At 73.9% G+C, this 14,960-nt stretch carries 15 protein-coding genes; 5 read left to right on the forward strand and 10 right to left on the reverse strand.

Annotated elements, in window-relative coordinates; translation table 11 throughout:
• Positions 1 to 58 precede the first annotated feature (58 nt).
• The 3 genes from AB0C76_RS28400 to AB0C76_RS28410 all read left to right on the forward strand — a co-directional run bounded on the left by AB0C76_RS28400 (position 59) and on the right by AB0C76_RS28410 (position 2,199).
• Positions 59 to 841, forward strand: coding sequence for an NRDE family protein (locus AB0C76_RS28400; RefSeq protein WP_359971016.1), 783 nt, complete (start codon positions 59 to 61; stop codon positions 839 to 841).
• Between the two features lie 97 nt (positions 842 to 938).
• Complete coding sequence (locus tag AB0C76_RS28405; RefSeq protein WP_359971018.1) at positions 939 to 1,130, forward strand: hypothetical protein; 192 nt, start codon at positions 939 to 941, stop codon at positions 1,128 to 1,130.
• Positions 1,131 to 1,278: 148 nt separating this feature from the next.
• Positions 1,279 to 2,199: an undecaprenyl-diphosphate phosphatase gene (locus tag AB0C76_RS28410; protein WP_359971020.1), complete on the forward strand. Its 921-nt coding sequence runs from the start codon at positions 1,279 to 1,281 to the stop codon at positions 2,197 to 2,199.
• Positions 2,200 to 2,203: 4 nt separating this feature from the next.
• On the opposite strand, the gene AB0C76_RS28415 is transcribed toward AB0C76_RS28410, so the two are convergent.
• On the reverse strand, positions 2,204 to 2,893 hold the full coding sequence (locus AB0C76_RS28415) for an alpha/beta hydrolase (RefSeq protein ID WP_359971022.1): 690 nt from the start codon (positions 2,891 to 2,893) through the stop codon (positions 2,204 to 2,206).
• 57 nt (positions 2,894 to 2,950) lie between these two features.
• Here AB0C76_RS28415 and AB0C76_RS28420 point away from each other — a divergent pair, with 57 nt between their 5' ends.
• Both AB0C76_RS28420 and AB0C76_RS28425 read left to right on the forward strand, forming a co-directional pair.
• A complete protein-coding gene (locus tag AB0C76_RS28420; RefSeq protein ID WP_359971024.1) occupies positions 2,951 to 3,118 on the forward strand; it encodes a hypothetical protein in 168 nt (55 codons plus the stop codon).
• 212 nt (positions 3,119 to 3,330) lie between these two features.
• Entirely contained in the window at positions 3,331 to 4,755 is a 1,425-nt protein-coding gene (locus AB0C76_RS28425) for a PLP-dependent aminotransferase family protein (RefSeq protein WP_359971026.1), read from the forward strand.
• A 176-nt stretch (positions 4,756 to 4,931) separates the two neighbouring features.
• Here AB0C76_RS28425 and AB0C76_RS28430 read toward each other — a convergent pair whose 3' ends face one another.
• The 9 genes from AB0C76_RS28430 to AB0C76_RS28470 form a co-directional block, all read right to left on the reverse strand.
• The gene (locus tag AB0C76_RS28430; protein ID WP_329927495.1) at positions 4,932 to 5,105 is read right to left on the reverse strand and encodes a DUF6126 family protein; all 174 of its coding nucleotides are present in this window, start codon (positions 5,103 to 5,105) and stop codon (positions 4,932 to 4,934) included.
• Positions 5,106 to 5,116: 11 nt separating this feature from the next.
• Positions 5,117 to 5,752, reverse strand: a complete 636-nt coding sequence (locus AB0C76_RS28435; protein WP_359971027.1) for an XRE family transcriptional regulator — start codon at positions 5,750 to 5,752, stop codon at positions 5,117 to 5,119.
• 72 nt (positions 5,753 to 5,824) lie between these two features.
• Entirely contained in the window at positions 5,825 to 7,558 is a 1,734-nt protein-coding gene (locus tag AB0C76_RS28440) for a pyruvate dehydrogenase (protein WP_359971029.1), read from the reverse strand.
• 124 nt (positions 7,559 to 7,682) lie between these two features.
• The gene (locus tag AB0C76_RS28445; RefSeq protein ID WP_359971031.1) at positions 7,683 to 10,094 is read right to left on the reverse strand and encodes a glycosyl hydrolase family 65 protein; all 2,412 of its coding nucleotides are present in this window, start codon (positions 10,092 to 10,094) and stop codon (positions 7,683 to 7,685) included.
• Entirely contained in the window at positions 10,091 to 10,837 is a 747-nt protein-coding gene (locus AB0C76_RS28450) for a beta-phosphoglucomutase family hydrolase (protein ID WP_359971033.1), read from the reverse strand. The genes AB0C76_RS28445 and AB0C76_RS28450 overlap by 4 nt, the downstream gene beginning before the upstream one ends.
• A 186-nt stretch (positions 10,838 to 11,023) precedes the next feature.
• A complete protein-coding gene (locus AB0C76_RS28455; protein WP_359971035.1) occupies positions 11,024 to 11,473 on the reverse strand; it encodes an SRPBCC domain-containing protein in 450 nt (149 codons plus the stop codon).
• 103 nt (positions 11,474 to 11,576) lie between these two features.
• The gene (locus AB0C76_RS28460; protein WP_359971037.1) at positions 11,577 to 13,307 is read right to left on the reverse strand and encodes an LCP family protein; all 1,731 of its coding nucleotides are present in this window, start codon (positions 13,305 to 13,307) and stop codon (positions 11,577 to 11,579) included.
• 245 nt (positions 13,308 to 13,552) lie between these two features.
• Entirely contained in the window at positions 13,553 to 13,984 is a 432-nt protein-coding gene (locus tag AB0C76_RS28465; protein WP_359971039.1) for a nuclear transport factor 2 family protein, read from the reverse strand.
• 5 nt (positions 13,985 to 13,989) lie between these two features.
• Complete coding sequence (locus tag AB0C76_RS28470) at positions 13,990 to 14,949, reverse strand: NAD(P)-dependent oxidoreductase (protein ID WP_359971041.1); 960 nt, start codon at positions 14,947 to 14,949, stop codon at positions 13,990 to 13,992.
• Positions 14,950 to 14,960: the final 11 nt, after the last annotated feature.

Raw genomic sequence — 14,960 nt, forward strand, 5'->3', positions numbered from 1 at the left:
GGCACCCGAACCGACGTGCGAGGATCACTGAACAGGGCGGAAACAGGGGGCCGGGATCGTGTGCACGGCGTTCGTCAGCATCGAGCCGGGGTCGGCGGTGCCCGTCCTGCTCCTCTCCGTCCGGGACGAGTACCTCGGGCGACGCTGGCTCCCGCCGGCCCACCACTGGCCGGAGCACCCGGAGCTGGTCGGCGGGCTCGACCTCGCCGCCGGCGGCACCTGGCTCGCCGCCGACCCCGGGCAGCGCACGGCCGCGTGCCTGCTCAACGGCTTCGGACCGCTCGCCCCCGCCGAGACGCGGCTCTCCCGCGGCCGACTGCCGCTCACCGCCGTGCGCGAGGGCGGCGTCGGCCACCTCGACCTCACCCCGTACGACCCGTTCCACCTCGTGCTGGCCGGCCCCGACGGCGCCCGGGTGGCCAGTTGGGGCGGCGGGCGGCTCGTCGAGCACCACCTGCCCACCGGCCTGAGCGTCGTGCTCAACGACGGCCCGGAGGGCCGCGCCCACAGCCGGACCGCCTCCGAGCGGATCCACGCCCTGATGGCCGCCCGCGCCGCGTACTTCCGGGCCCGCTTCGCGGCCGAGCCCCGGCCCGAACCGGACGGCGACGCGAGCGTCGAGGACGCGTGGGGCGCCTGGCTGCCGGTCGTCTCCGGGGACGGGCTCGCGCCGGACGACGACGCGGCGCTCGTCCAGCGGCGCGACTTCGGCGACGGGCGGATCTGGGGCTCGTCCTCGATCTCGCTGCTCGCCCTCGGGCCGGACCGGCTGCGCCACGACTTCGGGCCGGCGCCGGTGGCCGCCGGGGCCCCGGCGTGGCGGCGGGTGGCGCCGGGCTGATCCGGGCCGGTCCGGGGCCGTCGGCGAAAAGGCGCTTGAACCTGCCGCAACGGGAGGTTGCATCGTGGTCCTCCGTCGACCACGAGGGAGGACCACGATGAACCGCACCCGCCCCGCGGAGGTGCTGTCCGCCGCCCTGCTGGTGGCCGGCACCGCGCTCGTCGCCGCGGGCGCCGCGTTGGCGCTCAGCCACGCGGCCGAGCGCGCCGTGTCGTCCGGGGTGCTGCTGGCCGTGTGGGTGCACGTGCTGCTCACCCACGCGCGGGCCGCGCACCCTGCCGCGGCCTGAGCGGGCGCCCGAACACCGGGCGCCCGGACCGGGTTTCGGCGAGACGTCCACTCGGTGAACTTCCGGCCCCAGGCCTGCCGGGCGTCTACATCCCCGTAGTAGCTTCGCCGGGGCTCCCCCTGATCAGACCCCCGAGCGAAGGTGCGCGATGTCCACCCTGACCTACCCGGAAGCGATAGGCGTCGGCCTGCTGCAGGGTGTGACGGAACTCTTCCCGGTCTCCAGCCTGGGCCACAGCATCCTGCTGCCGGCGATCATCGGCGGGAAGATCCAGCACGACCTGGACATGACCGCCGAGGGCTCCCCCTACCTCTCCGTGTTGGTCGGCCTGCACCTCGCCACCGCGCTCGCACTGGTGGTCTTCTTCTACAAGGACTGGCTCCGGATCATCAGCGGCCTGATCAGCTCGATCCGCCACCGCCGCGTGGAGACCCGCAACGAGAAGCTCGCCTGGCTGCTCATCGTCTCCACCATCCCGGTCGGCATCGCCGGCCTCGCCTTCGAGAAGGCCCTGCGCAACGCCCTCGGCAAGCCGATCCCGGCCGCCGCCTTCCTCGCCCTCAACGGGCTCGTGCTGCTCGGCGCCGAGCGCCTCAAGCGCGGCGGCACCGGCCGCCGGCGGGCCGGGCACGCCGCCCCGGTGTCCGACGAACCCGGGCTGGACCCGGCGATCGCCTCCGACCACCGGCTCGCCCGGCTCGGCTACAAGCAGGGCGCCTGGATCGGCGCCGCCCAGATCCTCGCGCTCTTCCCCGGCATCAGCCGCTCCGGCGTCACCATGAGCGCCGGCATCCTGCGCGGGCTGCACCACGAGGACGCCGCCCGGTTCTCCTTCCTGCTCGCCACGCCGGTGATCATCGCCGCCTCGGCGCTCAAGGTGCCCGAACTGTTCAAGCCGGAGAACTCCGCCGTCCTCGGCCCGGTGGTGGCCGGCAGCATCGCCGCCTTCGTCGCCGGGTACGTGTCGGTGCGCTTCCTCACCAAGTACTTCGAGACCCGCAGCCTGACGCCGTTCGCGATCTACTGCTTCGTGGCCGGCGTCGGCAGCGCGGTCTACCTCTCGCTCTAGGTCGTCACGACTCCTGGAGCACGGCCGCCAGTTCGTGCGGCTGGGAGAACATCGGCCAGTGGCCGGTGTCCAGCTCGACCAGCCGCCACCGCTCGCCCCCCAGCAGCTCGGCGGCCCGGCCGAACGGCTCCGGCCAGTCCAGCAGGCACTTGACGTACGTCACCGGCAGCTCGGGCAACGCGTCGCCCAGCACGGCCGGTTCGGTCAGCGAGGCGCCCGGGTGCGGCGTCGAACCGGCGACGATCCGGGCGACCTGCTCGTCGGTGAGGCCCTGGCCGGCGAAGTCCCCGGCCGCGAGCGGCGGCCAGAAACCGTCGTTCATCGCGATCGCCACCGCCACCTCCTGGCCGTTCCCGGCCACCGAGACGAACGACTCGCCGTCCTGCGGCACGTCGGCGTCCACGAACACCACCCGGGCCAGCCGGTCGCCGATCCGCTCGGCGGCCTGGCCCACCGGGATGCCCGAGTAGCTGTGCCCCACCAGGACGACGTCGCGCAGGTCGAGCCGCTCCACCTCGGCCACGATGTCCCGCACGTGGGCCTCCTGCCCGGCCGGATCCACCCCGCGCTTCTCCGCGAGCCCGGACAGCGTCAGCGGGTACGCCCCGTGCCCCGCCGCGCGCAGCTCCGCCGCCACCTCGTCCCACGCCCACGCGCCGAGCCACGCGCCTGCCACGAGTACATAGTTCGCCATGGGCGGCACGGTAGCGCGAGGACGTGACACCACGACGGCGGAGCACCGGGAGGCGCGGTGCTGGAGCGCAGGACGGCGGTCGTCCCGGGCGGACCGCGCGACGTCGGACGGACGACCGTCGAACGGCCGGCACGGGACGGCGCCCGCGTCGTCGCCTTCCTGACCGGCCCGGACGGCCACCGGATCACCGGGCGGATCGTCCGCGCCACCGGCGGCCCGGGGTGAGCCCGGTCCGCTGACGGACGACCCGCGGACCCGGCGGCCTACCTGGCCCGCGCGCCCCACCTCGTCCGCGCGAGCGCCGGCCTCAACCGCTCCCTCGGGTACGGACCCGCGAACATCGCCGCCAACACCCTCCCGGTCCCGCTCGAAGAGGTCCTCGCGGCGATGCACCGCCACCACCCGCGGCTCGCCGGCGACGCGGGATAATCCCGTCGATGAGCACTTCGTGGAGCGCGTTCGGCGGCGACCTGCACCTCGACCTCACCGGGCGGCGCGCCGCCGGGACCGGGCTGCGGGCCGCCCTGGAGGACGCGCTGCGCGAGGCCGTCCAGGACGGGAGGCTCGCCCCCGGCACCCGGCTGCCGTCCTCGCGCGCGCTGGGTGAGGACCTCGGGATCGCCCGCAACACCGTCGTGGAGGCGTACGGGCAGCTCACCGGCGAAGGCTGGCTCACCTCCCGGCAGGGCTCCGGCACCACCGTCGCCGAGCGGGCGGCGCCCAGGCCGACGGCGCCCAGGGCCGCCCGGCCGGTGCGGCAACGCCCGGCCGCGCGCCACGACCTGACGTCCGGCCGGCCCGACCTGTCGCTCTTCCCGCGCACCGCCTGGCTCGCCGCCGCCCGCCGGGCGCTGGCCACCGCACCGCACGAGGCCCTCGGGTACGGCTCGCCGCTCGGGCGCCCCGAGCTGCGGGAGGCGCTGGCCCACTACCTGGCGCGCGTGCGCGGGGTCCGCACCGACCCGGACCGCCTGCTGGTGTGCAGCGGCGTGACGCAGGGCCTGGGGCTGCTCTGCGCGGCCCTGCGGGACCGCGGGGCCGGAGCCCTCGCCGTCGAGGAGTACGGCCTGCCACCGCAGCTCGCCGTCGCCCGGGCGGCCGGGCTCGCGACCGTCCCGCTCCCGCTCGACGACGCCGGGGCCCGGGTGGAGCTGCTCGACGACCGGGTCGGGGGCGTCCTGCTCACGCCCGCCCACCAGTTCCCCACCGGCGCACCGCTGGCCGCCGACCGCCGTGCGGCGGCGGTGCGGTGGGCGCGCGAGCACGACGGGTACGTCGTCGAGGACGACTACGACGGCGAGTTCCGCTACGACCGGCAGCCGCTCGGCGCGATGCAGGCGCTCGACCCCGAGCGCGTGGTGTACGCCGGGACGGCCGCCAAGAGCCTCGCGCCGGGCCTGCGGCTCGCGTGGCTCGCCCTGCCGGACGCGCTCGTCGAACCGGTGGCCCGGCTGAAGCAGCTCGCCGACATCATGTCGCCGGTGCTCGACCAGCTGACGCTCGCCGAGCTGATCGCCTCCGGGACGTACGACCGGCACGTGCGGCGCTGCCGGCTGCACTACCGGCGGCGCCGCGACCGGCTGGTGGCCGCCCTCGCCGAGCACGCCCCGCACGTCCGCGTCACCGGCATCGCTGCGGGGCTGCACGCGGTGCTGCAACTGCCGGCGGACGGACCGTCGGAGGCCGAGCTCCTGGCGCGGGCGGCGGCGGCCGGGGTGTCGCTCAACGGGCTCTCGTGGCACCGGGCGGACGGTGCCGCCGCGGGCGGACCGCCGTCGCTGGTGATCGGGTACGGGACTCCCGCGGAGCACGCGTTCCCCGCTGCGCTGTCGGCGTTGTGCGGGCTGCTGCGCAGTGCGTGAGCGCGGGTTGCCGCGCGGCGGCCGAGTGCGGGTCCGTGCCCACCGCAACGCGCGGTTCCTCCCCCGGCTTCCGGCCGGGGTGCCCCCAGCGCCCGTGTCGGAGCACGGGGATCGGGGAGGAGGGAAGGGCACGGGGCGCGGGGATCGGGGATCGGGGCGGCCGTCCCCGGTCCCACCTACTTGTTGCGGCCGCCCAGTTCGAACAGCAGCATGATGAAGCCGGCGAAGGCGTGGATGCCCGCGGTGTAGATGACCAGGCGGACGGCGACGCGGCGGTTGGCCCACTTGCCGGCGTCGATGGTCTTGGGGGCCTCGGGGGTCGAGGTGTGGGTGGTCGGGTCAGCGGCCATGGTTTGTCTCCTCAGTGCGGTGCGGCAGGGCCGCCGCCGAGGCAGAGTTCGCCACCGGGGCTCTGCAGCAGGGTGTGGACGAAGAGCAGCTCGACCCCCTGCGCCGACTCGGCGGCGATGCAGTGCGGGGTGAGCGAGTCGAAGTGGGCGGAGTCGCCGACGGCCAGGTGGTGGACGCGGTCGCCGAGGGTCAGCCGCAGGGCGCCCTGGAGGACGTACAGCCACTCCTCGCCCGGGTGGACCCGGACGACGGCGTCCTGCACTCCCGGCGGCACGTGGACCCGCAGGGCCTGCATGGCCCGGCCGGGGGCGCCGGCCCGCCGGTAACCCCAGCCGCCGGCCCGGCCGGGCTCGATGACGCCGCCGCGGACCACCGGGTCGGGTTCGGTCATCGCCTCGCCCAGCAGTCCGGAGACGGACGTGCCGTAGGCGCGGGCGAGGCCGAGCAGGACGGGCAGCGACGGCTGGCGACGGCCGGTCTCCAGCCGGGACAGATAGGCTGGGGACAGTCCGACCCGGGCGGCCGCCACCTCCAGCGTGAGGCGGCTGCTGTGCCGGTGTTCGCGGAGCCGGGCGGCGAGGCCGGCGACCTCCTGGTCGTCGAGCTGCTCGCCCTCGGCGGGGGCACCGGTGGGGCTGGTGGTCATGTGACCAGTGGACACCTCACGTGCCGCACGGGCAAGAATTTTGCCCTCCAGGCAAAAGCTCCGGGCAGAAGCTCAGGGCCGCGGGATGTTGCGCAGGTTGCTCCGGGCCAGGTCGACCATGCGTCCCACCCCGCCGGAGAGCACCGTGCGCCCCGCCGCCAGGGCGAAGCCCTTCAGCTGGGCGGCCGTGATGTGCGGCGGGATGGACAGCGCGTTCGGGTCGGTGACCACGTCGACCAGCGCGGGCCCGGGCCGCTCCAGCGCCTCGGCCAGCACCTCCCGGACCCGGGCCGGCTCCGTCACCCGTTTGGCCGGGATGCCCATCGCCCGCGCGATCCCGGCGTAGTCCACGTCGCCGTTGTCGATCTGCCACTCGGGGTAACCGGAGACCAGCATCTCCAGCTTGATCATGCCGAGCGCGCCGTTGTTGAAGACCACGGTCTTCACCGGCAGCCGGTGCTTGGCCACGGTGAGCAGTTCGCCGAGCAGCATGCCGATCCCGCCGTCGCCCGCCATCGCGATCACCTGCCGTCCGGGACAGGCGAGTTGGGCGCCGATCGCGTGCGGCAGGGCATTGGCCATCGAGCCGTGCAGGAAGGAGCCGATCACCCGGCGGCGGCCGTTCGGCTGGAGGTAGCGGGCGGCCCAGACGTTGTTCATGCCGGTGTCCACGGTGAACACCGCGTCGTGGGCGGCCACGTCGTCGAGCACCGCGGCGACGTACTCGGGGTGGATCGGCAGGTGCGCCTCGATGTCCCGGGTGTAGGCGCCGACGACGTCCTCCAGCGCCTTGCAGTGCTTGCGCAGCATCTCGTCCAGGAACGACCGGTCCGGCTTCGGCTCCAGCAGCGGCAGGACGGCCCGCAGGGTCGCGGCGACGTCCCCGTGGACGGCCAGTTCCAGGACCGTCCGGCGGCCCAGCCGGGTGGCGTCGTGGTCGACCTGGACGGTGCGGGCCTGCGGGAGGAACGAGTCGTACGGGAAGTCGGTGCCGAGCAGCACCACCAGGTCCGCGCCGTGCAGGGCCTCGTGGCAGGCGCCGTAGCCGAGCAGGCCGCTCATCCCGACGTCGTACGGGTTGTCGTGCTGGATCCACTCCTTGCCGCGCAGCGAGTGGCCCACCGGCGCGTTCAGGGCCTCCGCCACGGCCAGCACCTCGGCGTGCGCGTACCGGACTCCGGCGCCGCAGAACAGGGCCACCCGGCGGGCCGAGTTGAGCAGTTCGGCGAGCGCCTGCACCTGCGCCCAGGGCGGGGCGGCGACGGCCTGCTCGGTCAGGAAGTGGCCGCTGCCGGTCGGGCCGGCGGCGGGCAGCGCGGCGACGTCCCCGGGGAAGGCGAGGACGGAGACGCCGCGGGCGCCGAGCGCGTGCTGGATCGCGATCCGCAGCAGGCGCGGCAGCTGGGCGGGGGTCGAGAGCATCTCGCACCAGCTGCTGCAGTCGGTGAACACCCGCTCGGGGTGGGTCTCCTGGAAGAACCCGGTGCCGATCTGCCCGGACGGGATGTGGGAGGCCAGCGCGAGGACGGGCAGGCCGCTGCGCTGGGCGTCGTACAGGCCCTGCACGAGGTGGGTGTTGCCGGGGCCGCAGGAGCCCGCGCAGACCGCGAGCCGGCCGCTGAGCTCGGCCTCGGCGGCCGCGGCGAAGGCACCGGCCTCCTCGTTGCGGACGTGCACCCAGCCGATGCCCTCCGCGCGGCGGATGGCGTCGACGACGGGGTTGAGGCTGTCGCCGACGACGCCGTACACCCGCTCCACGCCGGCCTGCCGGAGCACCTCCACCATCTGTTCGGCCACGCTCGCCACGGGGTCTCCTCGATCGGCTGCCGGATGACGCGGGACACCTGCACCCTCCGGGGAGGAGGGTGCAGGTGCACGGCGGGGAGGCCGAACGGGGGAACGGGCGGAGGCCCCGGGAGCCCGGCCGCCGTCACTCCGCCGCCAGGTGGTCGGGGTTCTGGCCGCCGACCTTGCCCGCCGCGAGGCCGGCCTGGGGCTGGCGGCGGGCGGGTTCGCGGCCGGGGGGTTGGGCGCAGCGCTCCTGGGCGGGCGGGACGGTGGTCGGGAGGGTGACCGGCTCCCCGGCCTTCAGCTGGACCGGCTCGCCGTCGTGCTTCAGGTGGACGACCTCGCCCCGGCGCAGCGTGTAGGTCGTCCCGTCATGGGTGATCTCGACGCCGAGCAGCATGCCGCGGACCATCAGCGAGAAGCCGAGCTTGGTGAGCCCGGCGGGCAGCCGGGGCCGGAAGGAGAGCGTCTCGCCGTGGTCGCGCAGGCCGCCGAGGCCGACCACGAGGGCGATGCAGGCCCCGGCGAGGGAGGCCATGTGGAGGCCGTCGCGGGTGTTGCCGCCGAGGTCGTGGAGGTCCATGAGGGCGGCTTCGGCGGTGTAGTCGTACGCGAGGTCGAGCTGGCCGACCTCGGCGGCGATGACCGCCTGGGTGCAGGCGGAGAGGGAGGAGTCGCGGACGGTGAGGCGCTCGTAGTAGGCGAAGTTGCGGGCCTTCTGCTCGTCGGTGAAGGCGTCGCCGCGGACCTGCATGGCGAGCACGAGGTCGGCCTGTTTGACGACCTGCTTCCGGTAGAGGTCGAAGTACGGGTAGTGCAGCAGCAGCGGGTACTTCTCGGGCGGGGTGCGCTCGAAGTCCCAGACCTGGTGGTGGGTGAAGCCGTCGGCCTGGGGGTGGACGCCGAGGCTCTCGTCGTAGGGGACGTACATCGCGGCGGCTGCGTCGCGCCAGGCGGCGGTCTCCTCGGTGTCGACGCCGAGGTCGGCGGCCTCGCGGGGGTGGCGGCCGGCGGCCTCGGCGGCGGCGCGCAGGTTCGTCTGCGCCATGAGGTTGGTGTAGACGTTGTTGTCGGCGACGGCGCTGTACTCGTCGGGGCCGGTGACGCCCTCGATGCGGAAGTTGCCGGCGGCGTCGTGGTGGCCGAGCGAGCGCCACATCCGGGCGGTCTCGACGAGGAGCGCGAGCCCGTACTCGCGCTCGAACTCGACGTCGGCGGTGGCCCGGACGTAGCGGGCGACGGCGGCGGCGATGTCGGCGCCGATGTGGAAGGCGGCGGTGCCGGCCGGCCAGTAGCCGGAGCACTCCTCGCCGCGGATCGTCCGCCAGGGGAACACCGCTCCGGCCAGGCCGAGTTGGGCGGCCCGCTCGCGGGCGAGCGGGAGGGTGGTGTGGCGCCAGCGCAGGGCCTGGTTGACGGCGGTGGGCAGGCAGTAGGTGAGGACCGGCAGGACGAAGGCCTCGGTGTCCCAGAAGCTGTGACCGTCGTAGCCGGGGCCGGTCAGCCCCTTGGCGGGGATGGCCCGTTCCTCGCTGCGAGCGCCGGCCTGGAGGACGTGGAAGACGGCGAACCGGACGGCCTGCTGGAGTTCGACGTCGCCCTCGATCTCGATGTCGCCGGTCCTCCAGTACTCCCTCAGGTAGTCGGCCTGTTCGGCGACGAGGCCGTCCCAGCCGGTGTACCGGGCGGCGGTCAGCGCGGCCTCGACCTGGTCGCGGACGGCGGGCAGCGAGCGGGTCGCGGACCAGCCGTAGGACATGAACTTGACCAGCCGCAGGCGCTGTCCGGGTGCGAGGACGGTGGTGACGCTGATCCGGCACTGGTCGGCGGCGGCCTCGGCCACGGTGTCGAGCCGCTCCGGGCCCTCGATGACGTGGTCCATGCCGGCCGCGACCCGGATCCCGCTGTAGCGGGTGCGGTGCACCAGGACGGCCTTCGTCCCGTCGGCGTGGTGGGCCTCGGGCTGGAGGGGCGCCTCCAGGACGGCGGCGGCGCGCGGGTCGCCCTCGGGGCCGCCGGGGAGCTGCTCGTTGGCGACGAGCTCGGACTGGAGCACGATCCGCACCGGGCCGTCGACCGCCTCGACGGAGTACTCGACGGCGGCGATGGCGCGCTGGGTGAGCGAGACGAGCCGGGTGGAGCGGACCCGGATCGTGCGGCCGGCCGGGGAGGTCCACTCGGCCTCGCGGTGCAGCAGGCCGTCGCGGAAGTCCAGCCAGCGTCGGTGGCCGAGAAGTTCGCCGTAGCGCAGGTCGAAGGGCTCGTCGTCGACGAGCAACCGGATGATCTTGCCGTTGGTCACGTTGATGACGCTCTGGCTGGACTCCGGGTAACCGTAGCCGCCCTCGCCGTAGGGCAGCGGGCGGAGTTCGAAGACGCCGTTGAGGTAGGTGCCGGGCAGGCCGTGCGGCTCGCCCTCGTCGAGGTTGGCGCGCAGGCCGATGTGGCCGTTGGAGAGCGCGAAGACGGACTCGGCGCGGGCCATCGAGGCCGGGTCGAGTCCGTGTTCGGAGATCTGCCAGGGATCGACGACGAAGGTGTCGGACGCGGTCATCCCTGCTCCCCCAGCAGTTCGGCGAGGTCGTCGACGACCACGGTGGCGCCGTCCCGGCGCAGTTCGGCGGCCTGGCCGGTGCGGTTGACGCCGACCACCGCGCCGAAGCCGCCGGCCCGGCCGGAGGCGACGCCGGCGAGGGCGTCCTCGAAGACGGCGGCGTGCGCGGGTTCGACGCCGAGGACCTTGGCCGCGTGCAGGTAGGTGTCGGGGGCCGGCTTGCCGGGCAGGCCCTCGCGTTTGGCGACGATCCCGTCCACGACCACGTCGAACAGGTCCTCGATGCCCGCCGCCCGGAGCACGTCCCGGCAGTTCGCGCTGGAGGAGACCACGGCGCTGGGCAGCCCGAGCGCGCGCAGCCGGCGCACGTAGGCCACCGAGCCGTCGTACGGCTGGACGCCCTGCTCGCGGATCATGCGCAGGACGGTGTGGTTCTTGGCGAGGCTGATCCCGTGCACGGTGGGGGCGTTCGGCGGGTCGTCGTCGGTGCCCTCGGGCAGGTCGAGGCCCCGGCTCCGCAGGAAGGCGCGGGTGCCGTCGAGGCGCGGGCGGCCGTCGACGTAGGTGTCGTAGTCGGTGACGGCGTCGAAGGGGACGAACTGCCCGCCGGTGCGGGCTGCTTCGGCGCGCAGGAAGGTGTCGAAGGTGTCCTTCCAGGCCGCGGCGTGTACCAAGGCGGTCTGGGTGAGCACCCCGTCGAGGTCGAAGAGGAAGGCGCGGATGTCGTCCGGTAGGCCCAGCATGGGTGCAGTCTTACCCGGGATGGCCCGCGATGCCGGGGAAGCCGCCGATTTCCCGGCGGCGCGTCGCGGGTGGCGGGTCGGGGGCCTCCCGTGGGATCGGGGGCGGGGGGCGGGGTACAGGACAACGATCGGCCCGCGGCGGCGATCCCGCCACCGGGCGGGGGGCTCGGCGGGCTCAGGCGGGGCTCAGGCGGGGTCGTGGCGCCGGGCGGTGACGAAGTAGGGCTGGACCTTGCCGCTCTGCGCGTAGTCCTTGAGCCGGACGACCAGTTCCGCCCAGGTGCCGGCCACCATCGGGACGCCGTCCTCGCTGCCGGGCTGCCAGCCACCGTGGCGGAACAGCAGCCGGGTGCGGTCGGGGGCGTCGGGCTGTTCGGCGAGGTCCCAGGTGATCCAGGTGCCGGCCCAGTGCGGCGGGAAGGCGCCGGCGTTCGCCCACACGACGCGGTCGAGGTCGGCGCGCTCGCGGCGCAGCCGGAAGGGCTCGGGGACGTCGGGGAAGTCGAAGAGCAGGACGTCGTCGTCGCGGTCGACGGCGGTCGTCCACCAGCTGGTGAGGCCGTCGTGGGTGTTGAGGGCGGCGAGGACGACGTCCCGGGGGGCGGCGATGTCGATCTGCAGGGCGATCTCGGGCATGGGATCCGCCTTTCGTGGCCCGCGGTCCCCCTCAGCCACCATGGCACGACCCCGGGACGGACGCGCCCCGGGGTCGTACGGGTGGTGCGGTGTACGGGTGCGATCAGCCGCCGCTGCCGTAGGTGGTGTTCGCGCAGATGTCGTCGTCCGCGGAGCGGGCGTCGTTGGTGACGGTGGTGGGCAGCGGGGCCGGGCTGCCGGGGGTGCCGGGGGCGCCGGCCGCGGGCGTGCTGCCGGGGGCGGGGGCGGCACCGTTGGCGGAGGCGAAGTCCTGGCCGACGATCACCGAGATGCCGCGCGAGCTGCTGGGCTCCAGACTGGCGCCGGGGAACAGCGCGGCGACCTTCTCGGCGTTCGCCTTCTGGCTGGCGCTGTACTCGATCGTGGTGGTCTTGTACTTCGTGCTGGCCGCCTGGCCCGCCGTGGTGGCCGAGAACTTGGCGGCCTTGAGCTGCTCGGTCGCCTTGCCGGCCAGGCCGTTGGTGATCGTCCCGTTGTAGACGGCCACCTTCACGGACTCGTTGGAGGCGTCGCCGGCCGGGGCCGCCGAGCTCGGGGCGGCGGGCTGCGGCGAGCTCGGGGCGGCGGGGGCGCCGTCCTGCTGGCCGGTGGCGTTCTGGCCGTCGATGGTGTGGTCGGCCTTGAGGGTGTCCCAGAGCTTCTGGACGTCCGGCTGGACCAGGTCGATGTTGGCGTCCTGGGTGCGGTAGCGCCAGGGGGCCGTCACGAACTTGAGGTTGTGCATGTCGATGTTCTTCAGAGACAGGCCGAAGGACAGCAACTTGTCGGCGGAGCTCAGTCCGGGGTCGACGGTCAGCGACTTGGTGGCGGCGTCGGCCAGCGGCAGCAGGTTGGTGGGGCTCAGCCCCTCCGACTTGATCTTGTTGGCGAGCGAGCTCATGAAGGCCTGCTGGCGCTTCATCCGGCCGATGTCGGAGCCGTCGCCGATGCCGTGCCGCAGCCGGACGTAGTCGAGCGCCTTCTGCCCGTCGACGGTCTGCTTGCCCTGCGGGAGGACGAGCTCGCCCTTCTTGTGCAGGTTGGGGTTGATGTCGCCCTCGTAGATGGCCTTGGGCAGGCACACGTCGACGCCGCCGACGGCCTTGGTCATCGAGGAGAAGCCGTTGAAGTCGACGACGATGGTGTGGTCGACCCGGATGCCGGTGAGCTTCTCGATCGTGTTCTGGGTGCAGGCGGGGTTGCCGGTGTCGCTGCCGCCGACCGAGAACGCCGCGTTGAACAGGTCGTTCCCGGCCTTGGTCCACTTGCCGTTGGGCAGCTTGCAGGACGGGATCTGGACGATGGCGTTGCGCGGGATCGAGATGCCGACGGCGTGCTTGTGGTCGGCGTAGACGTGCAGCAGGATCGTCGTGTCCGAGCGGGCGCCGCCGTCCTCGCCGCCGCCGAGGTCGGAGTTGGAGCCGCCGCGGCTGTCGGAGCCGATGAGCAGCACGTTGACCGGCTTGTTGCCGTCCGCGTCGGCCTGGGCCTCCGGCGGGCGGTCGGTGGCTATCGCGTCCGCGTCGAAGGACTTGATGTTGGCGTTCAGCTTGAAGTAGATGGCGCCGCCGGCGCCCGCGATCAGCACCAGGACGCCCGCCGCCGACCAGGCGACGATCTTCTTGACGTTCTTCTTAGGCTTCCGGCTGTTGCGGGCCGCCGCGCGGCCACCGCCCGCGGACGGGGCGCCCTTGCCGCCCTTGCCCTGTGCGGCCCGGCGGGCCTCGGCCCGTCCTCCGGCGCGCGGCTGCGGGACGGCGCTGCCGCCGTCCGTGGTGGCCGCGTCGGGCGCGTCCTCGCCACGAGCCGGGCTCTCGCCCCGTTTGCCTGCCATCCGCGTACCTTTCACCGCCGGAAGCGCTGCCCGTGATGATCGGGCACACCGTACTCTGGGAGACGGTCGGGACCGCACCCGGGTTGCACAATACGAAGGCCATATAAGAACTACGGCCATCACCGGAGAATACAAGCCGGTCGATCTCGCACCGTGTGACCAAGGTCTCCGACGCCGGCGCGCAGCGCGGACGGGAGCCCGGCCCGCCGTGCGCGAACCGGGATCCCGGGAGGTGGGGCGGTGTCTCAGCTCTCGATCACGCGGCGGAACAGCACGGTGTCGAAGACGTCCTCCATGCGCACCGCGCGGCCCCCGCGCAGGGTCCAGGAGTGGATGAACGGGAGCGTCACCGTCGTGCCGCGCTTCGACGTGACCTCGCGCACACCGAAGACCACGACGCGGTCCCCGGCGGCGACGAACTCCTGTGGTCGCAGGCGCATTCCGCCGAGCACGGAGGGCACCGTCGCGAGGAACTCGCGCACGCCCGCGTGGCCGTGCTTGGTGCCGCCGAGGCCGTACTCGGCCATGCCGTCGGGGTGCACCCACTCGACGCGCGGGTCGAGGGTGTCCAGCAGCGCGGCGACGTCGCGGTCGTGGAAGGCCCGGTAGGCGCGCTCGATCAGGGCGCGGCCACCGGTGGTGGCGGTGGCGTCGGCGGTGAGAGCGGTGTCGGTCATGTCGGTCAGCGTCCCTTCGTCGTGCCGTCGCCGCCCACCCGGCGGCCGTCCAGGTACTGCGGGTACATCACGCGCAGGGTGCGTTCGATGCCGTCGCGCCAGTCGACGGTGCACGGGCCGGTCAGCTTCCGGCGCAGCGTGGGATCGAACCGGTACGTCTCGCGGGTCACCTCGCTCGGGACGAGGTTCGCCGTCACACCGGTGAGCCGCTCGATGTGGCGGATGCAGTCGGTGACGCCGACGGACTGGTCGCCGCCCCAGTTGACGACGGTGGCCGGGGCCGCGGCGGCCTCCCAGAGGCGGGGCACCTGCGCCACCAGGTCGTCGGTGTGCAGGAGGGAGCACCAGTTCTGGCCCTCCAGGGGTACCTGGATCGGCTGTCCGGCCAGCATCGCCTTGAAGTACAGCATCGGCACGCCGCCGTAACTGCCGGGCCCGTAGGCGATGTTGAGCCGGGCGATGGTGGTGGGCAGGCTGAGCACCCGGGCGAAGGCGCGCACCGCGCCCTCGGTGGCGAGCTTGCCCATCGGGTAGGCGGGCAGCCAGTCGGCGGAGCCGTCCACCGGGTCGTCCTCGGTGTAGGCGTGGTCGAGGGTCCGCCGCTTGTAGAGCGCGCCGGTGGAGACGAACAGGAACGCCTCGGCGGTGCGGCAGTGCTCCATCAGGCGGCCGGTGGCGACGGCGTTGATCTCGGCGGTGGCGTTGAAGTCGCCGTCCTCGCCGCGGTGGACGGCGGAGTGCAGGACGTGGGTGAAGTCCCGCGGCAGTCCGGCGAGCGCCCGCTCGGAGCCGTCGGCCATGTCCCAGTGCCGGGTGCGGATGCCCCGGTCGGCCAGCGCCCGTTCGACGCCCGGTGTGCCGAACCGGCCGATGCACCAGACCTCGGCGTGTTCGGCGAGCGCCTCGGCGACCGGCCGGGCGACCTGTCCGGTGCCGCCGGTGATCAGGATCTTCTTCCCCCGCATGGTGCTGCTGT

The sequence above is a fragment of the Kitasatospora sp. NPDC048722 genome (genome assembly GCF_040650235.1).
Lineage (GTDB): Bacteria > Actinomycetota > Actinomycetes > Streptomycetales > Streptomycetaceae > Kitasatospora.